Consider the following 25787-nt stretch of genomic DNA (forward strand, 5'->3'; position numbering starts at 1 on the left):
CGTCACGAACGGTGAACGCTGTCGATGTGAACACCGCTGTGGACGTCATCCTGATCGGCATCCTCGCCGCCGTCTGGCTCACCGCCGGGCTGCTGGCGGACGGCATGCCCACCGCCGGCAGCGCGCGCCAGCTCCGGCGCCGTGCCGGGCTGCTCTCCGCGCTGGTCGGCGCGGGCGTCGTGGTGTTCGCCGCGGTGCCACTGGTCTCCGAGCTCATGCCCGGCGTGTCGGCGGCCCCGACGGCGGCGCTGCTCCCGGCCGTCCCGGCCCTGCTCGTGCTGACCGCGACCGTGCGGCGGCTCGGCTGGGTCCGGCGTGGCGCCGGGGCGTTCTCCACCGCACCGCGCACGCCGGTGCCACCGGCTCTGCGGGCGGCGGCCGCCCACCCGCTGCTGGCCGCGCCCCTGCAGATCACCGGCCTGGCCGCGCTGGTCGGCCTGCCGATTGCGGCCGGCCTGGTGGCGCTGCCCGGCGGGCAGGCCACCGCGACGGCCGGCATCGCCGCCATCGCGATCGTGCTGGCAGTGGCCGTGATCGGCATCCGCGCCGCCCTGCGGCACAGCCGCCTGGCCCCGCTCGTGATGGCGCCCCTGAAGCGCGACCGGGACCGCGCCCCGGTCGGCGCACGCTGATCGCGGTGCCGCAATGCCGACCGGTGTGGCTCTGACCGGTGTCTCAACGAGTGTGAGACACCGGTCAGAGCCACACCGGGTTCGACAGTCTTGTCAGTGGCGCTTGGCCTCTTGCACGTAGAGCAGCTCCAGGATGGAGCGCGCCGCCTCGAACCAGCGGTCCAGCCACTCGGACGGCGGCAGGGTGCCACGGGCCGGGAGTTCCAGCAGCAGGCCGCGCAGCAGCGGGTGATCGGCCATCGACTGGCTCGACGAGTCGGCCCAGCCGGCCGACAGGACCGGGTCGCTGAGGCCCTGCAGGTCCAGGGACGGCAGCCGCGAGGACCGGTCGAGGGAGCCGGACGGCTCGATGCTGGTGTGGTTGCGCCCGGGGGACCGGGTCGGCAGCCCCGCGGCGTTACGCGATACCAGATCGCTGTCGTTGTCGGCCGCCAAAGCCTCCCGCCGGCCCTGCCGGTACGCGCTCACCCCGCCGCTGAATCTGTCCTGCGCCGTCGACGAACCGTTGCTGAGGTTGTCGGAACCAATCGTCATCTGTCTGCCTTGCCTCGTTCGGGCTGGCCCTCAGAGCTGTCTCAGAGGGTCTGAGGCAGCTCTGAAAGCCAGCCGGTGATGTGTCCCGGCCCACAGCGCGGTCCGGTCCGCGCCCGGCCTTTTCAACGAGGCGACTCGCACACAGCGACGCCGAATCGGGCAAATAGCAACGGCCGGCCCGTACCGGGCCGGCCGTGCCGACGTTCTCAGAGGTCGAACTCGCCGTCCTTGGCTCCACCCACGAACGCGTCCCACTCGGCCGTCGTGAAGATCAGCGCCGGTCCCGACGGATTCTTCGAGTCCCGCACCGCGATCGCCTCACCGACGAACGCGACCTCGACACAGTTGTCGCAGTTGGGGCCGCTTCGCGTGCTCTTGAACCACCGAGCGCGGTTCAGATCGACTCGGAGGCCCTTCGCCTCGATTTCCACAATGGCTCCTCTACCAGCACTTTGATCATCTTGCGGGACGAATCCGGATCGAGCGCGGCAGCCCGGATGGTGTCGAACACCTCCCGGTACGTACGGATCTCGTCGTCCTTCTCCAGGAAGAGCCCGCCGGCCGCGTTCTCCGCGAACACCAGGTCGGGGTCACCGTCCGAGGGGAAGTCGAGGATCGCGAACGCGCCGTCCATGGCGGCGTGTGCGCCGACAGCGAACGGCAGGATCTGGAGAGTCACGTTCGGGAGAAGAGTCACTTCGAGCAGGTGCAACAGCTGCTCGCGCATGACCTCGTCACCACCGACCGGACGACTCACCACCGCTTCATCGAGTACCACCCAAAGATCGATTGGATCGTCCTGAATCAACAACGACTGGCGTTGCATGCGGACGCGGACGCGTTGCGCGATTCTCTGGTCGGTGTCATCCCATCGGGCGGATCCAATGAGAGCGAGTGCGTACTCCTCGGTCTGCAATAGGCCGGGAATCACCTGCTGCTCGTACGTCCTAATTGATCTAGCTTCGGCTTCGAAACCCACATAAGTGCTGTTCAGGACGGTTGAATACGGATGCCACCAGCCTCTCTGGCGAGCGTCTCGAGCAATTCCGACGAGACTCTCCGCTATGTCCGGATTCACACCATAAAAAGCCAACATGTCGCTTACGTCGGCCGTCGTGGCACTGGTATGTCCGGTTTCGATGCGGGATATCTTGGATGGCGAACAGCCCAGCCGCTCCGCCACCACGTCGATGGTCACGCCGGCCGCCTCACGAAGTCTGCGCAGTTCCACACCGAGGCGGCGTCGACGAAGGGTGGGACTGCGGCGTCGATTCACCAGCCCAGTCTTCCGACCCGTTCATGATCGTTCAAGCACAGTGGATGATCACAGAGAATCACGGAAGCGTGACATGCAACTTGCATCGACAGGACTGGTGGTGCAATCTTTCCGTATGGCCAGCGTCACTTAATGTTCTTGAGGGACGGGGTCAAAATCGACAAAACGCACCATACGACGTCCATCACGGGGCGCCGAGCCTTTGGCAGTCCCCTGTGGACTTCCGCCCCGACACGGGTGGGGCTGTTCGGCGATAGTGACGTTCCGCAACCTCCTTCGATGGTCAAATCCGTCGAAGGCTTGCAAAAGTGCATCTAGACGGCAAACTGATGCACTTGTCACCATCCACATCCCACACGAGTCTCAGGGCAGGAGATGACGTGGTTTTACCTCGGTCCGGTGATGTCATCCACGTGACGAAGGCGGCGAGCGTTCAGTTCGCATCACCGATGTTGTTCCGGGTCATCCGGGTGCACGACTGGCCGACCTACGAGGGTTGGGTCTGGCTGGACGGCTACGAGCTGAACTCGGCCGGTGACGCGGTCGAACGCCGATCCATCTTCGTACAGGTCAACGGCCTGCGGCCGGTCGGAAAGGCGCCCGATCCGCGGGCGCGTAACGGCCGTCAGCCGGGACCCCGTCCGGGAGTGGTGCCGACCCGGACGATCCGCACCACGAATCGCTAATCAGCAGCGCCGCTCGAGGGCGCGGTGTTCACGGGCGTCGACGTGGTCGGCGCGCCCGCCCTCGCCGACGCGACTATCAGGGTCACCCTGGTGTCCGACGGCACCTGCTGGCCCTCCGCGGGATCACAGTCGATCACCGTGTCCGGTTCGGCGTCGCTCTCCCGGCGGAGCACCCGCCAGCCCAGACCGGAACGCTCCAGCGCCGCCTGCGCATCCGCGAGAGGCATGCCGCGCAGCGCCGGCACATTCGCCTCCTGATCAGCCGCATCGGTCGTCGGCGCAGCGCTCGTCGCGGTCGCCACCGTCGGCGTGGCCGCACCCCCATCGTTCACGGCCGGCGGCTGAGCGGCCGTCGGGGTGGCACCGGGAGTATCCACATCGTCACCGGAGCTCTGCATGATCACCACGACGCCGAAGCCGAGCAGCGCCAGCAGAGCGACCGCGACGGTCCCCACCGCGATCGGCGTCCACCACCGACCGGAGGGCTCGATCTGCGCCGGATCGGCCCAGTCACCCTCTTGGTCGTAGGTGTTCCGCGGCACCGCGCCGTACGGCCGGACGCCGGCCCGCCCGGTCCACACCTCACCGTCCCGATCGGCTGATTCGGAACGGTCGGCAGTCGGGTCCGGATCGTGCTCCTCAGGCATCACCGGGTTCCCTCCGCTCCGTACATCCGCGCTCATCGCAGCGTCAAGGTACCGAATCTTGCTTGGTCGAGACGGTTTCCACCAGCGGAAAGCGCATTTCACAGACATCGGCGAGGAGCAGTACAGTGCCCGGCATGGCCGAGAAGGGCTGGACAACACAGGCTGCCACGGCGGCCGGGATCGCGGCCGGCGCCGGCGCCGCGCAACTGGGTCTTGGTTATGGGCTGGGCGTCATCGCGTGGCCGGTGACCGCAACCGAGGCGGACAGTGTCTGGCTGGGCAGCCTCGGCTGGGCGACCTGGATCACGGCGAGCGCGACAGTCCTCGGGGCGGTGATCGCCGGGCGGATGCGGGCCGAGCGCTCGGACCGCTGGCGTGGACTGTGGCGGTTCGCACTGTCGGCCGCGGCGGCGCTGGGCGCCCTGGTGATCGTCGCGCTGGTGGCGCTGCCGGCTCGTGACGCGGTCCGCACCGGCTCCCTGTCCCCCCAGGCGGTCGCCGCCGGCTACGCGACGGCCGGTCTGCTGGCCGGGCTGGTGGTCGCGTTCTGGGCGGTCTCGTCCGGCCCGGTCGCGACCAACCTGATCGGGACCGCGCTGTGGCTGTGGGCGCTGGCGATCGCCGGTGTGGTGGCCGAGCTGGTCACCGGGCGCGACTTCGCCACCTATCTGACCAGTTGGCAGTTCGCCGAGTCGGTCAGTCCGGTGCAGTATGGCGGGATCTACTGGCCGAGCGCCCTGCTGACCCTGGTCGCGGCGTTCGGCATCGGCCTGGTCGCGGCCGTCCCGGCGGCGTGGCGGGGCGAGCTCGGGCTGGGCACGGCGATCTCCGGCGCGGTCGGGCCGCTGCTGGTGGCGTTCTCGTTCCTCACGCTGGCTCCACTGTTGACCGAGGCGATGGGGCCGATCGAGTCGGCGTATCTGATCGCGCCCTACGCCGTCCTGGCCGGCCTCGGTGGCTCGGCCCTGACCGTGGGGGTCGCGAGGGGCCGGCGCAACCGCCTCGACCGGAGGGAGCAGCCCGCCCTGCCGTCCGCCGAGACCTCGACGGACAGGACGACCGAGCCGCCGAGGGACAAGGTCGCCGGCCGCGCCACACCGGCACAGCGGACGACCGCCCCACCGAAACCGGCCACACCCGCTCCCGCCCCACTGAAAGCGGCGGCACCCGCCCCACCGAAGGCACCCGCGCCCGCCCCGCCGAAAGCGCCGGCACCTGCCGCAGCGCCGAAGCCGGCCGCGCCACCCGCCGTCGATCCGGAGATCGCCGCGGCTGCGCGGCCCACCGGCCGGGCTCCGGCGAAACGCAAGAACGGCAACGGCGAACCGGCCCGTCCCACGATCACGCCGCCACCGGCGAACCCGACCGTGGCCAGGATCAACCCCGACAAGCCGCAGTCCGGGAAGTAGCACAGACAGGCTCAGAGCGGCCAGGTGTGGACCGGCTCGTTGGTGCGCTCGTGATCCACGTAGTGCTGGGTCATCTCGCGCAGCGCCGCCGGCCGGCTCAGGCCACGATCCTCCGCGGCCCGGACCGCCGCGGTCTGCCACGTCGCCCCGTTGCGGCCGGTCCGGCAGCGGCCCTCGATGATTCCCAGCAGCCGGTCGCGCTGGGCCGGGCACACCCCGAGCAGGTCGAGGCCGGTGTACGCCTGCGGCAGCAGCATGTCGAGCATCAGCGTGGCGACCGGCACCTCGCCCACTCCCGGCCAGGTCAGGGACGCTTCCATGCCGTACCGGGCACCGGCCCGGAAGTTCGCCTCGGCGGCGGCGAAGCCGAGACGGGACCAGACCGGCAGCTCCTCCTCGGCGAGGGCGCGGACCAGTCCGAAGTAGAGCGCCGCGTTGGCCACCAGATCCGCGACGGTCGGCCCGGACGGCAGCACCCGGTTCTCCACCCGCAGGTGGGGCCGGCCGCCGGACACGTCGTAGACCGGCCGGTTCCAGCGGTAGACGGTGCCGTTGTGCAGGCGTAGCTCGTACAACTGAGGGGTTTTGCCGGAATTGCGGACCGCAACCGGATCCTCCTCGCTGAGTTCCGGCAGCAGGGGTGGAAAATATCGGACATTCTCCTCGTAGAGGTCGAGGATGGAATCGATCCACCGATCGCCGAACCAGACCCGCGGGCGTACGCCCTGCGCGCTGAACTCGTCCGGCCGCGCGTCGGTGGCCTGCTCGAAGAACGGGATGCGGGTCTCCGCCCAGAGTCGGCGGCCGTAGAGGAAAGGCGAGTTGGCGCCGAGCGCGACCTGCACCCCGGCGATGGCCTGTGAGGCGTTCCAGTAGCGCGCGAACCGGTCCGGCGCGACCTTGATGTGAAACTGCGTACTGGTGCAGGACGCCTCCGGAGCGATGGTGTCGCTGCTGGTCACGAGTCTTTCGGCGCCACGGATGTCGATGTGGAAGTCGTCACCGCGGGCGCCGGCGATCTCGGCGTCGAGGGCGCGGAACCGCTCGTTGTCGGAGAGGTTGGCCGGCACGACGTGCTCCTGGGTGAGCGTGGGCAGCATGCCGACCAGCACGAGACGGCTCTCGTCCTTGCCCGCGCAATCGGCGGCGCCGCGCAGGGCGTCCAGTATGTCCTGTTCGAACTCGGCCAGGCCCTCCCCGGACAGCCCGCGGGGCGGCACGTTCAGTTCGAGGTTGAAACGGCCCAGCTCGGGCTGGAATCGTGGATCACCGAGGGCGGCGAGGATCTCCGCGTTGCGCATGGCCGGCTGGGCGTCGGCGTCGACGAGGTTGATCTCGATCTCCAGGCCGGCCGTGGGGCCGTCGGCCTGGAACGGGACGGTGTCGAGCATGCCGGACAGCACGTCCAGGCAGCGGCGCACCTTTCCACGGAAGAGGACCCGGTCATGCGGCGTGAAGACGGCGGTCACCAGATCCTTGCCCATGATCCCTCCCGGGGACGGCTGAGGACGAACCGGACGTCGATCACCGCTCTGTGAACGAACGCATGCGTTCGGTTAGCCTGCCATCTCACGCGGAGGACCGCCAGACATTCGAAAAGCGCCGCCCGGCGTCCGGGCGGCGCTCATCGAATGTGGATCGTCAGGCGGCCGGCTGCTGCAGGACGGCCTCGCCCTCGATCTCGATCTTCACCTTCTTGCTGACCATGAAGCCGCCGGACTCGAGGGCGACGTTCCAGGACAGGCCCCAGTCGTCGCGGTCGATCTCGGTGTGCGCGCTGAAGCCGAAGACGTGCTGGCCATACGGGCTGGTGGTGGCACCCTCGAACTCGACGATCAGCTCGACCGGCCGGGTCACGTCCTTGATGGTGAGCTCGCCGTCGAGAACGAACTCGGCGCCGGCGTGCGACTTCACACCCGTGCTGCGGAACTCCATCGTCGGGTACTTCTCGACCTCGAAGAAGTCGCCGGTGCGCAGGTGGTTGTCGCGGTCGACCTGGCCGGTCTCGACGCTGCCCGTCTTGATGGTGGCGCTCACCGAGGAGTCGAGCGGGTTCTCCCCGACGACGATGGTGGCGGTCGCCTCGGCGAACTGGCCACGGACCTTGCTGACCATGAGGTGCTTGACCACGAACCCGACCCGCTTGTGCGCCGCGTCCAGCTCGTAGGTGCCGGCGGCGGGGATCTGGAGGCCTTCGAACTCACGGGTGCTGACGGTCATGACACTGCCTTCTCTCGGCGTCGTGGGGATGCTTGTCTGACGGAGCAACTATATGCTGGGCAATATTCCCTCTGTCAAGTGCCTGGTAGAGTCGACATCGTGAACGAAGATCTGGACGACCCACGCCTCACCGCAGTCGGACTGTTCGCCGAGGCGTACACGGGATTGATGAACCGGCTCGCCGCGCAGATCGAGGAGCACCGCCTCTCCCAGGTGGAGTTCGAGGTGCTGATGAGGCTCGCCCGGTCCCCCGGCCACCGCCTGCGGATGACCGACCTGGCCGGTCAGACCACGCTCTCCACCAGCGGCGTCACCCGCGTCGTCGATCGCATGGAGCGCTCCGGCCTGGTCCGGCGGGAGGCCTGCCCGAGCGACCGGCGCAGTTCGTACGCGGTGATCACCGACACCGGCATGCAGCGTCTCTCCGACGTGTTGCCCGGGCATCTGGAGCTGGTCCAGCGGTGGTATGTCGGCTTGCTCCCTGAGACGAAGCTCACGGAGTTGCTCGACGCGCTGCGCACGATCCGCGACGCGGTCAACCCGTGCGCGACCGCGGGCAGCGCGGAGAGCGCACTGCCCGCGTAGCGGGCGATCAGAGCCCGAGGCCCCGGGCGATGAGCATGCGCTGCACCTCGGAGGTGCCCTCGCCGACTTCGAGGATCTTCGCGTCGCGGTAGAAACGGCCCACCGCCGACTCGTTCATGAACCCGTATCCGCCGTGCACCTGGGTGGCCCAGCGGCTGTTCTCCATGGCGGCGTTGCTGGCGTTCAGCTTGGCGATCGCCGCGTAGCGCTTGAAGTCGTCGCCGGCCAGCATCCGGGCCGCCGCGTCGTAGTAGCCGAGCCGGGCCGTGTGCGCGCGCAGGTCCATGTCGGCGATGAGGAACTTGACCGCCTGGTAGTCACTGATCGCGTGGCCGAAGGCGGTGCGGTTCTTGGCGTAGGTCACCGACTCGTCGACACAACCCTGGGCCAGGCCCACCGACAGCGCCGCGATCGCGATCCGGCCCTCGTCGAGGATTCGCAGGAATTGGGCGTACCCCCGGCCGCGCTCGCCGAGCAGGTTGGCCGCCGGCACCCGGACGTCGTCGAAGGACAGCTCGTGGGTGTCCGACGCGCACCAGCCGACCTTCGAATACCCCGGGGCGACCGTGAAACCGGGCGTCCCCGACGGCACGATGATCGTCGACAGCTCCTTGCTGCCGTCCGGGTTCGTGCCGGTCACCGCCATGACGTTGACCAGGCAGGTGATGTCGGTACCGGAGTTCGTGATGAACGCCTTCGTCCCGTTGATCACCCATTCGTTCGTGCTCTCGTCGAGCACCGCGCGGGTCAGCGTGCCCGACGCATCCGACCCGGCGCCCGGCTCGGTCAGGCCGAAAGCGGCCAGCGCCGCACCGCTGGTCAGTCGGGGCAGCCACTGTTTGCGCTGCTCCTCGGTGCCGAAACGGTAGATGGGCATGGCGCCGAGCGAGACCGCGGCCTCCAGGGTGATGGCGACCGAGCTGTCCACCCTGGCCAGCTCCTCCAGGGCGATGCAGAGCGCGAAGTAGTCACCGCCCATCCCGCCGTGCTCCTCCGGGAACGGCAGGCCGAACAGGCCCATGCTGCCCATCTGGCGAATGACCTCGTACGGGAAGGTCTTCTTCTCGTAGTGGTCGGCGATGACCGGTGCGACCTGCTCACGTGCGAACTGCCGCACGCTGTCGCGCAACTCCTCGTACTCCTTGTCGAGCCGGAAGTCGACCATCTCAGCCTCTCTCTACACAGGATTGACGCCGTGCCGGCGCCGTGAGAAGGAGCGGTCCCGGCCCTGCGCGGCGGCGAACCGTCGCACCAACTCGGCCCGCAGGTCGCCCGGCTCCACCACGGCGTCCACGACGAGCTCGCTGGCCAGGCGCATGATGTCGATGTCGCGCTCATACTCGGCGCGGCGCTCGGCGACGAACGTGGCCCGCTCCTCCGGGTCCTCGATCGCCGCGATCTTCTTGGCATAGACGGCGTTCACCGCCGCCTCGGCGCCCATCACCGCGATCTTGGCGGTGGGCAGGGCGATCGTCGCGTCCGGATCGAAACCAGGACCGGCCATCGCATAGAGGCCGGCGCCATAGGCCTTACGGACCACCACGCAGATCTTCGGCACCGTGGCCTCCGAGATCGCGGTGATCATCTTGGCGCCGTGCCGGATGATGCCCTGTTTCTCCACCGCGGTGCCGACCATGAAACCGGGCACGTCGGTGAGGAAGAGCAGCGGCACATTGAAGGCGTCACAGAGCTGCACGAACCGGCTCGCCTTGTCGGCCGAGTCGACGAACAGCACCCCACCCTTGAACATCGAGTTGTTGCCGATCACGCCGATCACCTCGCCGTTGAGACGGGCGAATCCGACGGTCAGCTCACGGGCCCACAAAGCCCAGATCTCGAAGTACGAGTTTTCGTCGACCAGGCCTTTCACGTACCTCCGCATGTCGAAGGCCTGGCGCTCGGAAACCGGGACCAGACCGGCGAGATCGACCTTGGCGGGGTTGGCGGCGGCCGCCGCCGGAGGCTTGGCGGTCCAGTTGGACGGCAGGTAGGACAGGTAGGTGCGGACCACGTCGAGCGCCTCACGCTCGGTCTTGCAGAGGAAATGCCCGACACCCGACTCGGTGCAGTGCACACGGGCGCCGCCCATCGCCTCGAGCGTGGTCTTCTCCCCGGTGACCATCTCGACCATCCGGTCGGACCCGAGATACATGCTCGCGTTGCCCTCGACCATGGCGACGACGTCACAGAAGGCCGGAATGTACGCCCCACCGGCGGCCGACGGCCCGAATAGCGCGCAGACCTGCGGGATCGAGCCGGACGCCTTGACCTGGGTGTGGAAGATCTTGCCGGCGCCACGACGGCCGGGGAACAGGTCGACCTGGTCGGTGATCCGGGCGCCGGCCGAGTCGACCAGGTAGACCATCGGGACGCCGGTCTGGTAGGCGCGCTCGATGATGCGGATGATCTTCTCGACCGTACGGGCGCCCCAGGAGCCCGCCTTGACCGTCGAGTCGTTCGCCATCACACACACGTCGCGCCCGTCGATCCGGGCGGCTCCGGTGATCACGCCATCCGCGGGCAGGCCGTCGGCCAGACTGTTGGCGAAGAGGCCGTCCTCGACGAAGGAGCCCTCGTCGACCAGCAGAGCGATCCGCTCACGGGCGAAGAGCTTGCCCTTCTCGGCGTTGGCGGCGTGGTAGCGCTCCGCACCGCCCGCCAGCACCCGCTTGCGCGCTCCGGCCAGAGCCTCGCCGTCCATGCCGCCTCCACATCCGTAGCGGGCGATTTGCTTAACGAGCGTTAGGTTATCTCACCTGATGGACCGCAGCAATGGCGAACGGGAGTCCCCGGAACTCGGGAACTCCCGTTCGTTTTCACTGTCACCGACGCTGTGGAGGAGCGCCGGCAGTCACCGGCCCCAGAGGAGCCGATGCGAGTCGCGCCCGGGACCGGCGCAACCCGGTCTTTCGCCGCGCTCGATCAGCGCAGGTTGCCCAGCATGTCGAGGGTGCCCAGGGCGCCGAGGCCGCGGGTGAAGCCGGTCGCGGTGAACCTCTCCTCGTCACGGCCGCCCGGCTTCACGCCGTACTGGTCCGGGCTCTCGTAACCGGCGTCGTCGACGTCGGCCGGAGCCTCGTCCTTGTCACGCGCGCTGCCCTGGTCGTACCCGGCGTCGCCCTGCACGTCACCCTTCGGGCCCTTGTCGGCGTTGCCCTGGTCACCGCGGACGTCGCCCTTGGGACCCTTGTTGCCCTTGTTGCCCTTGTGCACCTTCGGGCCCTGGACGTGGACCTTGCCGACGTTGTTGTCGCCGTAGCCGTAGCCGTAGGCCGGGGCGGGCGCGCAAACGCAGTCGGAGCCACCGAGGACGTACGCCGGGGTGGTGTAGACCGGAACGACCGGGACCGGCTCCACGTACTGGACCGACTGGCTGTAGACGACGCCGGTGTCGACGTAGTTGCCGCAGGTGCCGTAGGCGCTGGCGTACCCGAGCATGCCGAGCGAGTTACCGCACTGGTCGACCGGGATCGCGACCGGCTCGACGTACTGGGCGGCGTCGTAACCGGCGACGACATCGACATCGCCACCGCAGCCGGAGTCGCAGCCGGCGTCGTAGCCGGAGACCACGCCGGCGTCGTAACCGCCCACGACGTCCACGTCGTAGGCGGCGGCGCCACCGCCACCACACGGGCTGGCCGCCACGTAGGCGGAGCAGCTCGAGTAGTTGTCGGACCGCACGAAGTGCTTCCTGACCGGAGCGACGATCGTGTCCACGGCCTGGCTGACGTAGCCGAAGCCACCGCCGCCACCGCACGTGCCGTACGAGCTGGCCGCACCGAGCAGGGCCAGCGAGTTGCCGCAGGCGCTGGTCGGGATCGAGATCGGCATCGCCACCTCGTTGCCGTTCAGGGTGCCGAAGTTGCCGAAGCTGACCTGGCTGACGCCACCGACGATCCCGCCGAGCAGACCCGACGCGATGGCACTGGCGCTCTCCACCCGGTTCTCGGCGTAGCCCTCCGCACTGGAGTCGCCGAGCAGGGACGTGGCGTTGCCGGCCACGTTGATCGGGAGGGTCACCGGCGCCGCGAGCTGGTTGCCGTTCAGCAGGCCCTCGTTGCCGCCCGACATCTGGTGGGTGCTACCGCCCCCGACCTGGTTCGAGCCGACGCCGAAGCTCTGCGCCGAGCCGAGGATGCCGAGCGAGTTGCCGACCACGTTCACCGGCACGGTCATCGGCATGGCGAGCTGGTTGCCGTTGAGGGCGCCGAGGTTGCCGAAGGTGGCCTGGTCGATGTCGGCCTGCGCCATGGCGGCCGGCGCCAGCAGCAGGGCGCCCGCCGCGAGGATTCCGACACTCAGAGTCTTACGGACCCAAGTCTTCTTCATCAGAAAAGGGAAGCCTTTCAACAAATAGGCAGCGTGATTTCTTTTTGGGCATGGTGAAGCCCATGGGCGTTTCGGGTGAAGGTCGGGCTCTCGTACGATTCGCCGCCTGTGCGCAAACGGTTCAGGAATCGTGTGGGCCCGGTGAAAGTGGAACTACGCCACCGGTCAATCGGGGGATACGGTCGGCGCCACGGCGTCATTGCGCCGGGCCTCGACATCGGCCGCGACCGGGAGCCGGTGACAACCCACCGCACCCTTCGCGACCCGTGCCGGAAGGACGGCCGTCGAGCCGCCCTTCGGGAATGCTCCCGGCACCAGGGCCGGGGCGCCAGTGACCGCTCCGGGCGCCCGCCACGGAGCGAGCCCGTCATCATCGGGCCGGGGGGTGCTCGACGCCTGAGCCGTCCGGGCCGGCCGATCCGCCGTCGCATCGGCGGACTCGGGATCCGGGACGGCCTCCGGCGGCACGGGCAGCGTCCGGTCGTCCACCGTTCCGCCGCTGGTGCGCGGGGAGGAGGACGCCGTACGCGGCAGCGCGCCGGCCGTCTCGTCGAGCGTGACCAGCGACGTCGTGAGAATCGGACGCCGGTGGTGTTCCGGTGCGACCTCCGGCGGCTGAACGGCCGCTTCAAGGAGTTCGCCGACCGCGGGTTCACATCCGGCAGCCGTCGCGACCTCGTCCGACAGGGATCCGAGCGCCGCCCCGGAGGGTCCCGCGCCCGGATCCGCGGCCTGCGCGGCGGAACCGGTGAGCAGCCAGGCCACCCCGGCCAGCCCGCCGACGACGAGTGCACGCAGGAGCAACCGGGATCCGGTGCGTCCGGCGCGGCGCTCCGGCCGCCGCTCCGCCCCCTGGCTGTGGGACGGCATGAGCGGGGAGCCGCCGTGGGGGACCACCGCGGACCGGCGTGCCGTGCGCTCGACGCGCCCAGCCTCGCAGTCCGTCATGATCTACCCCTCGTCGTCGACAGGTGACCGATTTGGTGCGCATTGGTCACTCGGTATTGGTAACGACGGGGTAGAGCCGGAGTCACGCCGAATATCGGGAAAATGGCTGCATTAAAGAGCGCTGAGGCGTGTTCGCGGGCCGGCCCGGAGAACACCGGACGGCAGTGGGCGACCGACCAGGCGTTCGGCCAGAACGGCCGCTTCCAGTAAGGCGTCCAAATCAATTCCGGTGTCTATGCCCATGTCATGCAGCATGTGCACGACCTCCTCGGTGGCCACGTTGCCGGAGGCGCCCGGGGCATACGGACAACCGCCGAGGCCGCCCACGCTCGCGTCGAACTCGGTCACGCCCAGGTCCATGGCGGTCAGGATGTTCGCGAGTCCCGTACCCCTCGTGTTGTGGAAGTGGAGCAGGTCGGGCCGCACCGCGGTGAGAAGATCGCGAACCCGCCGCGGTGTGGCCATGCCGGTGGTGTCGCCGAAGGCGATGCGATCCGCGCCGTCCGCGCGCACCCGGGCCACGATGCCGGCCACCCGGTCCGGATCGATGTCACCCTCGAACGGGCAGCCGAAACTGGTCGCCACGATCACTTCGAGCGTCGCGCCGGCCCCGTGCACCAGCGGGATGAGCTGGGCGATGTCGTCCAACGACTCCTCAGTGGACCGATTCAGATTGCGCCGGTTGTGGGTGTCGCTCGCCGACACCACCACCTCGATCTCCCGGAAACCGGCGGCGAGCGCGCGCTGAGCGCCGCGGGAGTTCGGAATCAGCGCCGAATAGCGCACGTCCGGGTTGCGCCACGCCTTCGCCCACACCTCGTCGGCGTCGGCCATCTGCGGAATCGCCTTCGGGTGGACGAACGAGACGGCCTCGATCCGGGCCACGCCGGTACGGCTCAACGCGTCCAGCAGCTGAATCTTCGCCTCCGCCGGAACCGGCTCCTCGTTCTGCAGGCCGTCGCGGGGACCGACCTCCCGGATCGACACGCCTGTCATCGCATCCTCCCGACGATGCCGGTGTCGTAGTCACCGGAGAGGAACTCGGGATTTTCCAGCAGCTCGGCGAAGAACGGCAGATTGTTCTTCGGACCGGCGATCTCGAAGCCGGCCACCGCGACCCGCGCCTTGGCGATCGCGTCCTCCCGGTCGAGGCCGTGGACGATCAGCTTCGCCATCAGCGAGTCGTAATTCTGACTGACCGTGTTGCCCGCGGTGAAACCGGAATCGACACGCGTCCCGTCGCCGGCCGGCTCGACCCACGTGGTGATCTTGCCGGGTCCGGGGAAGAAACGTTTCGGGTCCTCGGCGTTGACGCGCAACTCGATCGCGTGGCCGGTCCGCGCGGTGTCCACGGTGATCGCCTCACCCGACGCGATCCGCAGCTGCGCCTCCACCAGGTCGATGCCGTGGATCAGCTCGGTGATCGGGTGCTCGACCTGCAGCCGCGTGTTCATCTCCAGGAAGAAGAACTCGCCGGTCGCCGGGTCGAGCAGACACTCCACTGTGCCCGCATTGCGATAGTTGACCGCTTCGCCGGCTTTGACAGCGGCGGCCAGCATGCGCTCGCGCAACTCGGGGCTCACCGCCGGGGACGGGGCCTCCTCGACCAGCTTCTGATTGCGGCGCTGCACCGAGCACTCCCGCTCGGAGAGGGCGATCACCCGGCCGTCGGCCAGCCCGAGGATCTGCACCTCCACGTGCCGCACGCGGGGGAAGTAGCGCTCGATCAGCACGTCGCCGCTGCCGAACATCCGCTCGGCGAAGGTGCGGACCTTGTCGTACTGCACGGCGAGCGCGGCCGGATCCTCGGCGACGGCCATGCCCATCCCGCCACCGCCCGCTGCCGCCTTCACCATCACCGGGTAACCGATCGCCTCGGCGGCCGCCAGCGCGGCCTCGGCGCTCTCCGCCGGATCCGGCGATCCGGGAGCGACCGGCACGCCGGCCGCGGCCATCAGATTCCGGGCATTGATCTTGTCGCCCATCGCCGTGATCGCATCGGCGGCGGGTCCGACCCACACCAGGCCATTGGCTTCGACGGTACGGGCGAAATCGGCATTTTCACTCAGGAAGCCATAGCCGGGGTGCACGGCTTGAGCCCCCGTCGACTTGGCGGCGGCGAGAATCGCCTCGGTGTTGCGGTAGCTCTGGGCCGGGTTGGCCGGGCCGACACACACCGCCTCGTCCGCTTCCAGGACGAACGGCATGTCCGCGTCCACATCGGAGTGGACGGCGATCGTGCGGATGCCGAGACGTCTGGCGGTACGGATGATCCGCCGGGCGATCTCGCCGCGGTTGGCGATGAGCAGTGACTCGATCATGAGCGCTCTCTCCGTTGAGGTAAGACTGCCTTGTGGGCGCTTCACCCCGATTGTTTAGTTTTGCTGTCGTAATTTCTCAGCGGCCGATCAGTGCATGGATGGTGGCGTCCCGCAACAGGGCGGCCCGGCGCACCCGATCCACCTCACCACCCAGGAACGGTGTCGAGTTCATCAAGCCGAACGCCGCGTGGGCGAGCACCCGGGCCTCCGGGGCGGGCAGCTCCGGGCGCACCCGGGACAGCACACTCACCCACTCCTCGACATAGAGCCGCTGAAGCCGCCGGATCTGCCGGCGCGGATCCTCCGGCAGCCGGTCCAGCTCGTGCAGGTGCAGCGCGATCACCGCCGGGTTGGCCAGCGCGAAGTCGACGTGGAAGTCGATCAGGTCGGCCAGCGCCGCCTGCGCGTCCTCCGGATGCCGGGCGACCCGCTCCTTGCCACCCGCCAGCAGGCCCTCGCTGACCGGGATCAGCGCGGCGACCAGCATCGCCTCCTTGCCGGCGAAGTGGTGATAGAGCGCTGGGCCGGTGACGCCGGCAGCCGAGCCGATGTCGTCCATCGACACGCCGTGGTAGCCGCGGGACGCGAACAGCCCCACAGCGATTTCCAGAATCTCGTCGCGGCGCGACCGCCGCCTCGGCGCCGGCGGGGTCGTCCGGTGCCGCTGATCTACCGTCGTCACCTCGCCACTCTAACCCCTCACCACGGGCATGCTTAACGGTCGTTCAGCTGATTCGTGGCCTCGTCGTAAAGCTCACTCGCCAGCTCACGGGTCGGAGCATCCGGCCGCATCCGCTTCAGCAGAGCCCCCAGGATCCGCTCCGCCTCCCTCGGCGAACCCGACCGCAGCAGCGCCTCGGCGAGCATCCCCTCCACCCGGTCGGCGTCGTCGACGGCGCCGATCTCACGCAGGCGTTCCGGCGCACCGTACAGGTGCGGAAGGGCCTCCGCATAGCGGCCACGGCGCATCAGCAGGTTGCCGACCTCGAAGGCGAAGACCGACCGGCCCCAGATCACGCCGGGCTCCGCGGCCAGCTCGGCCGGCAGCTCGGCATACCGACGCGTGGCCAGCTCGATGACCTCCTCCGCCTCCGGCACCTCGTCGGCGTAGTTCAGCGCCATCAGCCGACGACGCAGCAGCCGCAGCTCGCCGACCAGGTCACCGGCCTCACGCAGGGACTCGGCCGCCGCCCGGAAGGTCAGCGCCGCCTCACTGTCCCGGTCGACGTCGTAGAGCAGCTGACCGGCCTGCTCGCCGACCTGGCCTCGGCCGGCCGGATTGCCCTCCAGCTTCTCGATCAGGTCGCGGTAGATCGCCAGCGCCCGATCGGCGTCCCGCAGATCCCGGTAGACCGCGGCGAGCAGGAACCGGGTGTCCGCGGCCGGCTCCTCGAAGCCCAGCCGGTCGAACCCGAGCAACGCCTCCTCGGCCACCTCCGCCGCCTCCACCGGGCGACCCGCCTGGTGATAGGCCTGCGCCAGCTCCTGCCGGGCGAACAGGCCACCCTCGGTCTGCTCCGCCTCCGCGCAGAGCGCCACCGCCTCGACGAAGTCGTCGATCGCCTCCGCCGCCCGATCCAGCCGCATCAGCGCCCGGCCACGGTTCGCCCGGGCCGGCAGCTGCGCGCCCTCCAGGCCGAACTCGATCGGCGCGGCGAGTGCGGAGACCGCCTCCTCCGGATCGTCGGTGATCTGGCCCAGGACCATGCCGGCCTCGGCGGCCTCCCGGATCGGGCCGTGCTCGCGGTAGAACACCCACGCGGACCGGGCCGCCTCGACCGCCTCCTCGCCGCGGCCGGCCATCGCCCGGTTCTGCGCACGGACCATCCCGTGATAGGCGAGACGGCGCTGGTCACCGGTCTCCGCCGCACACCGGTCGGCGCGGTCGCCCGCCTCGTTCGCCTCGTCGAGCCGGCCCAGCAGCCGGTAGACGTGCGACAGGCGGATCAGCGCGCTCGCCCGGCCGCTCGGGTCGCCGTGCTCCTCCTGCACCGCCACGTCCGACTCGATCAGCGACAGCACCTCGGCGCTCGGCTCCCCGTCGCGTGCCTGATACAACGCCAGCCGGGCGCGCACCTCACTCGCCCGGACCATGTCGCCGGCCTCGGTGAACAGGTCGGCCGCCCGCTCCCAGGCCGCCGTGGTCTCCGCCACCGCGTCGTCGGGCATGACGTATCCCCGCAGCGTCCACAGGCGGCCGGCCAGCGCCGGATCCGCCGGGTCGTCGTGCCGGGCGTCGAAGGCCGCGAGAACCGCGCGGAGCGCGTCACCCCGGTCGTCGCGGTAGTGCTGCTCCGCCAGGTCGATCAGCTCGGCCGGCGTGGCCGAGTCGTCGACCTCAACCACCGGCTCCTCGACGACCACCGGCGCCGGGGCCGGGACGGCGGCCGGAGCGCGCCGGGCCGTCGGGGACAGTGGGACCTGCACGCCGTACGGCTCGGCGGCCATCGTCCCCCGGATCACCTCGCTCTGGTGGCTGGTCCCGTTACGGGCGTCGAACCGGGCCGCCAGACCGGTAGCGAACGTCTCCAGCTCGCCGGCCAGCTCGGCCGCGGTGGTGTCCGGCCGGCCCGCCCGGCGCACCGGGGAGTCGCCGTGCCCGATCGCGGTCACCCGGCGCAGCAACAGCACCGCGCTCGCCGCGAAACTCATCGCGGCGGCCGGCGAGGGCGCGCGGTCCAACCAGTCGATGTGCCGCTGAAGGATCTCCAGCCCGCGGTGCTCGTTGCCGGTCCGCGCACAGAACTCGATGTGGTCGCCGATGCCCCACAGGTCGGCCAGATTGTTCCGCTCGACCAGGTACGACCGGCGGTGCGCGTCCGCCGCCTCCTGCAGACGGCCCGTCTTCAGATAGACCACCATCAGCTCGCTCAGAATGCTCTGCGGCTGCTCGGTGCAGGACAGGTCACCGGCCAGCACAGGGGTGGCCAGCTCGACCGCCTCCTCGAAGCGGCCCTCGCCGGCCAGGTGGTTGACCAGGCTCGTCGGGTCGCAGCCGGCACAATCGGACAGCGAGTTACGCGGCGCGGCCTGCCACTTGCGGAACCAGTCGTCGGCCTCGTCGGTCAGCCCGACATGCTGGGCGACCAGGTAACGGTGCTTGAACACCGGCTGCAGGCCGTGACCGCTCTCCCGGTAACGGCGCTCCATGTCGTCGAGCACCGCATACGTCCGCTCCAGCGGCAGCTCCGGGAACCTGGTCATCGAGTGGACCATGTTCTTGAAAAGCCACAGCAGGTTGTGCATCCAGCGTTCGTGGTACGGGCTCGGATTGCGGTCGAAATCGGCCACACACCAGGAGAAGGTCGGGAACGCACGGACCGGCTCGCCGCCGTAGATGTACGCGGTAGTCGCGAACAGGCGCGCGGAGAACCTCAACGCCGCGTCATCGGTCGTGTCGACGTGCCGGAGCAACTGGTCGACCAGGGCGATCTGGGCGGCGCCGTAGGGCAGTTGCTGAGCCTCGTGGAGCAGATCCCAGAGGTCCTGAGCTGTCTTCATCGGGTCTCCTCCCCGGCGTTGCCACCATCGGGCACCGCTCTGTCCAGCAGGCCCAGGAAAGACGTGGTCAGCAGGGCCGCGTCAGCGGGGCGGATCGGGTGGTGGCCGAGCAGCAGCGCCTGGCCGTAAAGGGACTCGACGGCCAGGCCGGCCAGCTCGGCGTCACCCAGCGCGGCCACCCGGCGGACCAAGGGATTGCGATGGTTCAGCACCAGCTGTGGCCGGTCCGTCGGCACGGTCCGGGACAGTGCGTCCAGCACACCGCCCCACAGGTCATCGGCCTGGTCACGGCTCGCCGTGAACTCGTCGTGGAAAGCGGCGGCCCGGCTGACCAGGTAGAGGGCCGGCGTTGTCACCGGGTCGAAGGCGCGAACCACGACCTCGCAGCCGAGCCGGTCCAGTCGGCGCTGGGCGGCCGCCAGGAACGGGCGCATCTGCAGCTCCGCCTCGGCGTCCACAGTGGTGAACCGGGTCGTCAGATCGGTCGGGTCGAGACGCTCCGCCCGGACCTCCGCATCGATCGCCGCGAGCCGCTGGATCAGCTCGGCGTCATAGACGTAACCGCCGTTGATCAGGCCCATGTCCTGCGCCGCCGCGACCCCCGCCAGCTGCCGGAACTCATCCGCGGTGGCCGCATAGCGCAGCACACCGTGCCGGGCACGGAACTCGGCCAGCGTGACCTCGCCCATGTTCGTCTGCATCGGGTACCACTGCTCGACCAGGCGCAACATCTCGTCGTCGTGCAGGGCCAGAGCCTTCACACCGAGGTGGTGGATGCTCAGGAACTCGCCGAGCCGGCGCGGATCCGTCGCCGACAGCCGCACCAGCCAGCCACGGAGCTGATCGGCGATCGCCTCACGGGTCTCGGCGAGCATGCCGTCGTCGTAGAGCGCCTCCCGGCTCGCGGTCGGGCGCAGCTCGGTGCTGTCCACGACACAGCGGGCGAAGAACGCCCACTCGGGGAGCAGGCCCTCGACGGTCTCGGACAGCAGCATCCGCTTCAGGTAGACCCGGTGGCCGCCGCGGCTCGCCGGATTGACCGGGGTGGGCAGCACGAACGCGGCGCCGGTCAGGCCGGCCGCCGGCACGTTCAGCTCGATCACGTCGAACGGCCGGAAGCCGAGAGTCCGCTCGGCGTAGCTCAGGCGGGACTCGGTGGGCAACTCCCACGGCACCGTGCCGGCGGTCACCTTGCGGCCGTCGACGGTCACCGTGAAAGGCAACAACGATCCATAGGTACGGGCCAGCTCGGTCACCGTTTCACCGGTCAGATAGTGCTCGGCCCCGCGCCGCGGCAGCAGCGTGACAGTGGTGCCCGGCTCTCGCTCGTCACCGGCCCGGACCGTGTAACGCCCGTCCGAGAACCCGGTCCAGAGCACCGGAGCGGCGCCCTCGCGGCGGGTGTGCACATGGATCTCGTCGGCGACCAGGAAGCAGGAGAGCAGCCCGATGCCGAACTGCCCCAGGAACTCGTGCCGGGCGAACCCCAGCTCATCCCGTTTCGAACTGCGCCCGATGGTGGCGAGCAGCTCGTGCACCTGCGCCTCGGTCAGGCCGATGCCGTTGTCGTCGATCCGCAGCGTGCCGTCACGGGTGCCGTCGGAGGAGACGACGGAGATCACGCCGGAGTGCTCGGGGCCCACCGCGGTGATCGCGTCGACGGCGTTCTGCAGCAGCTCCCGGACGTAGACGCGGGGGCTCGCGTAGAGGTGGTGGCTGAGCAGATCGACGATGCCCCGTAGGTCGACCTGGAACGTGTTGCTCACGCGCGGCACGGTACCGGTTACCACCGACAAAATCCGACCGATATCACTCGGTGAACCACCTCCACCTGAACGTGCCCATCCCCGACCGCGACGACCCCCGTCGGCCCGGTCACCCAGGCGCGCCGTCGCACTCGGGCCGAGCCGCCCACACCCGCTCGCCGCTGCCCTGCCATCACCTTGCCGCACCGCCGGCCGCTGCGCTGCCGTCCATCTCGCCTCACCGCCGGCCACTGCGCTGCCATCCACCTCGCCGCACAGCCAGCCGCTTCCCTGCCCTCCATCTCGCCGCACCGCCGACCACTGCGCTGCCATCCACCTCGCCGCACAGCCAGCCGCTTCCCTGCCCTCCATCTCGCCGCACCGCCGACCACTGCGCTGCCATCCACCTCGCCGCACAGCCAGCCGCTAGGCTGCCGTCTACCTCGCCGCCCCACATCAGCCACCACCTCCAGCCGCTGCCGCCCCTCGTCGCCGCTGACTGTCAGGCGCTCGCTGGGCTCGGCGACTCGCGGTTGGCCAGCAGGAGGATCAGCGTGGCCAGCACCAGGGCGACCGGCCAGCCATGCTGCGCCGCGGTCCAACCGGCGGGTCCGGGCATCGCCCATGGTGATTCCTGCCCGGCGAAGAACAGGCTCCCCACCAGCAACACTCCCTGCACCGCCGGCCCGGCCAGAGCGCCGGTCGCCGTGTCCCGGTGACGGGCCCCGACCGCCGCGGCCGCGATCGGCAACAACCCACACACCGCCGCCTGGAGGATCACGAACCCCTCCGGCCAGGTGAGTTCCGGTTCGACGGCCTCCCGCACGCCGACGTAGATCAGCACCCAAACAAGCACCGCCGGCAGCAGCACCAATCCGATCCGCAGCCACTGCCGCACCCACCGGGGCACCGGAGTGATCACTGTGGACCCCATCAGATCCGGCAGAGCGAACCCAGCTCCGGCGCCGAGCGCTCCCGCGGCCAGCCACAATCCGGACAGCACCGCCCAGCCGAGCGGTTCGTCGGCGAAGACCGACACCTGAGCCAGCACCGCCAGGACCACGGCCGCCCCGAACGGCCACCACGGCACCGCACGCGCCAGGTGAGGAATGAGCAGCCTGACCGTCATCGGCAGACACCACCTTCACCGCGGGACTCGCCCTGCGACTCAGCCGTTGGCAGCGTCGGAGGGGTCAGCGTCACCCCGAGCCCGGCCAGGGCCGTCGACGACGGGTCACGCAACTCCGTCCAGTGCTGCGCCAGATAAGCGGCGACCTCGGCATACGGCCGGTCCAGCAGAGCCACGGCTGCCGCCAGCTCCGCCTGGCCATACCGCACCCGGGGCATCCGTAGCTCGCCTCTGCGCACCTGGGCGACGCCGTCGGGCAGGCTCTGGGCGAGCAGCCACAGCCCGGCGGCGGTGCGGTGCTGGCCGGTGGCGTCGCAGTCGGAGTACAGAAGCAGGTCCGTGTAAAGCCCGACGGCGGCGCCCACGTAGTCACGGGTCATCCTCGTCCGCGAATCGGCCGCCCATCTCCCGGTGCGGCCCCACGAGTCAGAGGCGATGATCTCCGGGATGCCGGGAGTAATCGGCTGTCGGTCATAGGCCATGCCGATCTGCCTGACCGTGGGCCGGGGCGCATTGGCGGGCAGATGTGCCGCGACCGGCTCCACCGCCTCGCGCCAATACTCGATCCAGCCCTCGTAATGCGGCAGTGCGCAATAGCGGACCTCGTCATGCGTCTGGCAGGTCAGAACCGCCGGCCCGGTGTACTGGTTGACCAGGTCCATGCTGATGACCTGTGTTTCCGCCGCGGTCTGCCGCTCCGCCGCCACACCGGCACAGGCCACGGCCGTGATCAGCACAGTCACCGACGCCCTGGGCCATGCCCGCCAAGTTACGGCGGCGGCCAGCGCGACCAGCACGCCGAGCAGATAGAGCAGATGCCATCCGGTCGGCCGGGGCGCTCCGACCTCCCACGACGGCTCGGGAACCGGCCACAGCGCCGAGGCGTAGTCCTGCGGATAGTTGGGCAGCGCCAGCAGTGCGATCAGCATGGCGCAGAGCGCGGCGGTGGTGAGCGGCCCGGCCGCCACGCCGGGGAAGACGCGACCCACCAGGGCGCCGATGACCGCGCCGATGGGTGGGATCAGCAACACCACGGCGGAGGCCCACGGGTCCAACTCCCCGACCGGCCAGGCCGGGAGCAGGAGAAGCAACGACACGAGATGAACCGCCGCGCCGGTCGCCACCGCGATCGGCACCGACACCAGCATGGCGAGCCCTCGGCGGGCGGGACCGGCCGGCATGGTCCGGGTGCTCTCCTCGGCACCGGCCCGCTGATCCCGGCCGGCGGCCAGCTGGGTAGCGATCAGCAAGCCCGCTGCCAGCACCAGGGAGCTCATGCCGCTGTTCTCCGCGAAGGTGGCCCAGGTGGGCATCCTCGTCCAGGACCAGGCGACGCCGAGAGCCGTCGCCAGCAGCGCCCCGCCCCAGTAGAACGGGCTTCGCACCAACCGACCGGCCTCGGCCCGGCCCAGTGCCGTCGTCGCCGCCAGCGGGGTGGGAACCCGATGCGCGGAACGCTCCATGATGGCGGTCATCGGGCCACCTCGGTGGTCACCGCGTTACCGAGCAACAGCAGATACCCATCTTCGATGGACGGCCTGGCCGCCTCGGCACCATCCGGTTGCCGCCCGATCGTCCGATAGAAGCCGTCGGCATTCCGCCAGTACGCCGCATTGCCCACCGGTGGCCGCTCGGAGAGCCACACCTGCCCCTCGGCGATCACGGCCAGCTCGCGGGGACTGCCGTCGAAGACCACCCGGCCGCCGCTCATCACCACGACCCGCTCGCACAGGGCGCCGACATCCTCGGTCTGGTGGGTGGAGAGCAGCACGGTCCGCCGCTCCCCGAGCCGGGAGATCAAGGCTCGGAACAACATCCGCTGCTCGGGGTCGAGCCCCACGGTCGGCTCGTCGAGGATCACCAGCTCCGGGTCACCGAGCAGCGCCTGGGCGAGGCCGAGTCGCTGACGCATGCCGCCGGACAGTTTGCGAACCTTGGTCCTGGCTCGATCGGTGAGCTCGACCTCGTCCAGCACACGCCGCACCTCGGCCTTACGCCGCCGGCTGTCCGTCATCTCCTTCAGCACGGCGACGTAGTCGAGCAGGTCGTACGCCGTGAAGTTCGGATACAGCCCGGGATTCTGCGGCAGATAGCCGATCCGCCGTCGCACCTCGGTCCGCTGTGCCGCCACGGCGGGGTCGAGCCCTCCCACCCGGATCGTCCCGTCATCGGGGGCCATCGCCGTGGCCAGGCAGCGCAGCAGGGTGCTCTTGCCGGCGCCGTTCGGCCCGAGGAGACCGGTCACCCCGACCTCGATCGTCAGGTCGACGGCATCGAGCGCGACCGTCGCCCCGTAGTGTTTGCCCAGGCCCTGAACGGTGACGGTGGTCATCGGCTCTCCCCGAGGTCGAAGCGGCGGCGCCGCAGGATCAGAACGGCGGCAGCGAGGGCCGCGGACAGTAGGTAGGCCAGCTGTGCGGTGGGACCGAACATCGATGCCACGACCTGCTCCTGACTCGTGCCGACGGCGGCCAGCACGCCGGTGACCCAGAGCCCGCCGAGAACCGCGGCGGCGGTCGGCAGCGACACGACGGTGGCCAGCGCCAGCGTGCCGGTGCAGAGCAGCAGGGCGGGCAGCAGCCAGGCCGCCGCATACCACCCCGGGCCGGGCAGCAGGACCGCCGCGACGGTCGCCATCAGGACGGCCACTCCGATCACCGAGACGGCCCGCCACAGCACCAGCGCCGGACCCGCGGCCGGCGTGGTGCCGGTGATCTCGTGCATCGGGTCGGCGGGTGGACCGTAGGCACCGGAGACCGCTGTCACCGGCAGGATCGGCGCCGCCATCAGGAACGCCTGGCCGATCAGCAGGGTGCCGTCGCCGCTGAACCGGGCGGCGGCGACCGCGAGCATCAGCACGGCTGCCGTCGCCAGCAGCCACGACCAGCGCAGCGCCGGGGTGGCGGTGAGCAGGCGGAAGCGGTGCTCGGGCAGCCCGGCACGGGCGAGAAGCCGCTGGATCGGGCTGACCGGCGGGGCATGGATGTCGTCGTAGACGGCCGACCAGCTGTCGGCCAGCCAGGCGTCGTCGGCCGGGATGAGCGCCCGGCAGTCGGCGCAGGCCAGGAGGTGCGCCTCCACCGCCATGATCCGGCTCGGCTCGAGAGCACCGGTCTCATACTGCTCGATCAGGCCTGGGTCGAGATGCCAGTCGGTGGTCATGTCAGCAGCTCCCTCAGCCGGGTCCGGGCGCGCATGAGACGTGTCTTGGCGGTGCCCTCGGCGATGCCGAGCAGTTTTGCCGCCTCCCGAACCGAGAGCCCGTCGAGCGCGGTGGCCTCGATGAGCCGGCGGAGCTCGGGGGAGAGCCGGTCGAGGGCCGGGCCCAGGGCACCGTGCTCGACACCGAGCAGCACCAGCTCTTCGGCGGACGGGGTGGTGGCGGTGTCGGGGATCTCGTCGGTGGGGCCGCTCAGCCAGCGGTGGGCCGGCCCGCGCAACGTGGAAAGGAGTCGCCGGACGGCGATGGTCCAGAGCCAGGCAGCGGCGTCGGCGGTCGTCTCCTCATACCGATGGGAGTCTTTCCAGACCGCGACGAACGTGTCCTGAATCGCGGCGTCGACCGCATCGGGGTCACTGCAGCGCCGTCGCAGCCGGGCGCGCAGCCAGCCGGCGTGCCGGTGGTGCAGCAGGCGCAGCGCCGCCGTCTGCCCGGCGGCGATGGCCTGCAGCAGCTCGGCATCGCTGCTCTGCTCGCTGACCGGGGGTATCGGTCGCTGTCTTCTCCGTCGCACATCTGGACTATCGCCGACGGCCCCGGATTTGGTTCACGAAAGCGGCGCCGCCTGTGGAAAAGCGGCGCCGCCAGAGAAGGACAGGTGTGAG

General features: G+C 69.8%; 24 protein-coding genes. 4 read left to right on the forward strand and 20 right to left on the reverse strand.

The window, feature by feature from the left end:
• Positions 1 to 11 precede the first annotated feature (11 nt).
• A complete protein-coding gene (locus BM290_RS37785; RefSeq protein WP_093620757.1) occupies positions 12 to 632 on the forward strand; it encodes a hypothetical protein in 621 nt (206 codons plus the stop codon).
• A 93-nt stretch (positions 633 to 725) separates the two neighbouring features.
• On the opposite strand, the gene BM290_RS37790 is transcribed toward BM290_RS37785, so the two are convergent.
• From BM290_RS37790 to BM290_RS37800, 3 genes are all read right to left on the reverse strand, one after another.
• Complete coding sequence (locus BM290_RS37790; protein ID WP_093620758.1) at positions 726 to 1166, reverse strand: hypothetical protein; 441 nt, start codon at positions 1164 to 1166, stop codon at positions 726 to 728.
• 206 nt (positions 1167 to 1372) lie between these two features.
• On the reverse strand, positions 1373 to 1591 hold the full coding sequence (locus BM290_RS37795) for a DUF397 domain-containing protein (RefSeq protein ID WP_373871115.1): 219 nt from the start codon (positions 1589 to 1591) through the stop codon (positions 1373 to 1375).
• The gene (locus BM290_RS37800) at positions 1561 to 2442 is read right to left on the reverse strand and encodes a helix-turn-helix domain-containing protein (protein WP_093620760.1); all 882 of its coding nucleotides are present in this window, start codon (positions 2440 to 2442) and stop codon (positions 1561 to 1563) included. The genes BM290_RS37795 and BM290_RS37800 overlap by 31 nt, the downstream gene beginning before the upstream one ends.
• A gap of 329 nt (positions 2443 to 2771) precedes the next feature.
• Between BM290_RS37800 and BM290_RS37805 the strand changes: the two genes are divergently transcribed.
• Positions 2772 to 3128 carry a hypothetical protein gene (locus BM290_RS37805; RefSeq protein ID WP_093620761.1) on the forward strand — a complete coding sequence of 119 codons (357 nt, stop codon included), beginning with the start codon at positions 2772 to 2774 and terminating at the stop codon, positions 3126 to 3128.
• Here the strand turns inward: BM290_RS37805 and BM290_RS37810 are convergent.
• Positions 3125 to 3775: a Stk1 family PASTA domain-containing Ser/Thr kinase gene (locus BM290_RS37810; RefSeq protein ID WP_177320064.1), complete on the reverse strand. Its 651-nt coding sequence runs from the start codon at positions 3773 to 3775 to the stop codon at positions 3125 to 3127. The genes BM290_RS37805 and BM290_RS37810 overlap by 4 nt on opposite strands.
• Positions 3776 to 3909: 134 nt before the next feature.
• Here BM290_RS37810 and BM290_RS37815 point away from each other — a divergent pair, with 134 nt between their 5' ends.
• Entirely contained in the window at positions 3910 to 5184 is a 1275-nt protein-coding gene (locus tag BM290_RS37815; protein ID WP_093620763.1) for a Hansenula MRAKII killer toxin-resistant protein 1, read from the forward strand.
• A gap of 11 nt (positions 5185 to 5195) precedes the next feature.
• Here BM290_RS37815 and BM290_RS37820 read toward each other — a convergent pair whose 3' ends face one another.
• Positions 5196 to 6668, reverse strand: a complete 1473-nt coding sequence (locus BM290_RS37820; RefSeq protein WP_093620764.1) for a glutamate-cysteine ligase family protein — start codon at positions 6666 to 6668, stop codon at positions 5196 to 5198.
• A gap of 157 nt (positions 6669 to 6825) precedes the next feature.
• Entirely contained in the window at positions 6826 to 7404 is a 579-nt protein-coding gene (locus tag BM290_RS37825) for a YceI family protein (protein ID WP_093620765.1), read from the reverse strand.
• A 99-nt stretch (positions 7405 to 7503) separates the two neighbouring features.
• On the opposite strand from BM290_RS37825, the gene BM290_RS37830 reads away from it, so the two are divergent.
• Positions 7504 to 7989, forward strand: a complete 486-nt coding sequence (locus BM290_RS37830) for a MarR family winged helix-turn-helix transcriptional regulator (protein ID WP_177320065.1) — start codon at positions 7504 to 7506, stop codon at positions 7987 to 7989.
• Positions 7990 to 7996: 7 nt separating this feature from the next.
• On the opposite strand, the gene BM290_RS37835 is transcribed toward BM290_RS37830, so the two are convergent.
• The 14 genes from BM290_RS37835 to BM290_RS37900 all read right to left on the reverse strand — a co-directional run bounded on the left by BM290_RS37835 (position 7997) and on the right by BM290_RS37900 (position 25696).
• The gene (locus BM290_RS37835; RefSeq protein WP_093620766.1) at positions 7997 to 9154 is read right to left on the reverse strand and encodes an acyl-CoA dehydrogenase family protein; all 1158 of its coding nucleotides are present in this window, start codon (positions 9152 to 9154) and stop codon (positions 7997 to 7999) included.
• Between the two features lie 12 nt (positions 9155 to 9166).
• Positions 9167 to 10690: an acyl-CoA carboxylase subunit beta gene (locus BM290_RS37840; RefSeq protein ID WP_093620767.1), complete on the reverse strand. Its 1524-nt coding sequence runs from the start codon at positions 10688 to 10690 to the stop codon at positions 9167 to 9169.
• Between the two features lie 221 nt (positions 10691 to 10911).
• A complete protein-coding gene (locus tag BM290_RS37845; RefSeq protein WP_093620768.1) occupies positions 10912 to 12318 on the reverse strand; it encodes a chaplin family protein in 1407 nt (468 codons plus the stop codon).
• A 165-nt stretch (positions 12319 to 12483) separates the two neighbouring features.
• Positions 12484 to 13266 (reverse strand): hypothetical protein, encoded by a 783-nt coding sequence (locus BM290_RS37850; RefSeq protein ID WP_093620769.1) that lies wholly within the window; start codon positions 13264 to 13266, stop codon positions 12484 to 12486.
• 111 nt (positions 13267 to 13377) lie between these two features.
• Positions 13378 to 14262, reverse strand: coding sequence for a hydroxymethylglutaryl-CoA lyase (locus BM290_RS37855; protein WP_093620770.1), 885 nt, complete (start codon positions 14260 to 14262; stop codon positions 13378 to 13380).
• Entirely contained in the window at positions 14259 to 15587 is a 1329-nt protein-coding gene (locus BM290_RS37860; protein WP_093620771.1) for an acetyl-CoA carboxylase biotin carboxylase subunit, read from the reverse strand. The genes BM290_RS37855 and BM290_RS37860 overlap by 4 nt, the downstream gene beginning before the upstream one ends.
• Positions 15588 to 15663: 76 nt before the next feature.
• Entirely contained in the window at positions 15664 to 16269 is a 606-nt protein-coding gene (locus BM290_RS37865; protein WP_093620772.1) for a TetR/AcrR family transcriptional regulator, read from the reverse strand.
• Positions 16270 to 16301: 32 nt separating this feature from the next.
• Complete coding sequence (locus tag BM290_RS37870; RefSeq protein WP_093620773.1) at positions 16302 to 19088, reverse strand: tetratricopeptide repeat protein; 2787 nt, start codon at positions 19086 to 19088, stop codon at positions 16302 to 16304.
• A complete protein-coding gene (locus BM290_RS37875; RefSeq protein WP_093620831.1) occupies positions 19085 to 20854 on the reverse strand; it encodes an HSP90 family protein in 1770 nt (589 codons plus the stop codon). Before BM290_RS37875 ends, BM290_RS37870 begins: the two co-directional genes overlap by 4 nt.
• A gap of 481 nt (positions 20855 to 21335) precedes the next feature.
• Positions 21336 to 21962 carry a hypothetical protein gene (locus BM290_RS37880; protein WP_143134069.1) on the reverse strand — a complete coding sequence of 209 codons (627 nt, stop codon included), beginning with the start codon at positions 21960 to 21962 and terminating at the stop codon, positions 21336 to 21338.
• Positions 21959 to 23437, reverse strand: a complete 1479-nt coding sequence (locus BM290_RS37885) for a hypothetical protein (protein ID WP_093620775.1) — start codon at positions 23435 to 23437, stop codon at positions 21959 to 21961. The genes BM290_RS37880 and BM290_RS37885 overlap by 4 nt, the downstream gene beginning before the upstream one ends.
• Positions 23434 to 24294, reverse strand: coding sequence for an ABC transporter ATP-binding protein (locus BM290_RS37890; RefSeq protein WP_093620776.1), 861 nt, complete (start codon positions 24292 to 24294; stop codon positions 23434 to 23436). Before BM290_RS37890 ends, BM290_RS37885 begins: the two co-directional genes overlap by 4 nt.
• Positions 24291 to 25124, reverse strand: a complete 834-nt coding sequence (locus tag BM290_RS37895) for an anti-sigma factor (RefSeq protein WP_093620777.1) — start codon at positions 25122 to 25124, stop codon at positions 24291 to 24293. Before BM290_RS37895 ends, BM290_RS37890 begins: the two co-directional genes overlap by 4 nt.
• A complete protein-coding gene (locus BM290_RS37900) occupies positions 25121 to 25696 on the reverse strand; it encodes an RNA polymerase sigma factor (protein WP_093620778.1) in 576 nt (191 codons plus the stop codon). The genes BM290_RS37895 and BM290_RS37900 overlap by 4 nt, the downstream gene beginning before the upstream one ends.
• Between the last annotated feature and the right edge of the window lie 91 nt (positions 25697 to 25787).

This window comes from Actinoplanes philippinensis (genome assembly GCF_900113015.1).
In the GTDB taxonomy this organism is placed as follows: domain Bacteria; phylum Actinomycetota; class Actinomycetes; order Mycobacteriales; family Micromonosporaceae; genus Actinoplanes; species Actinoplanes philippinensis.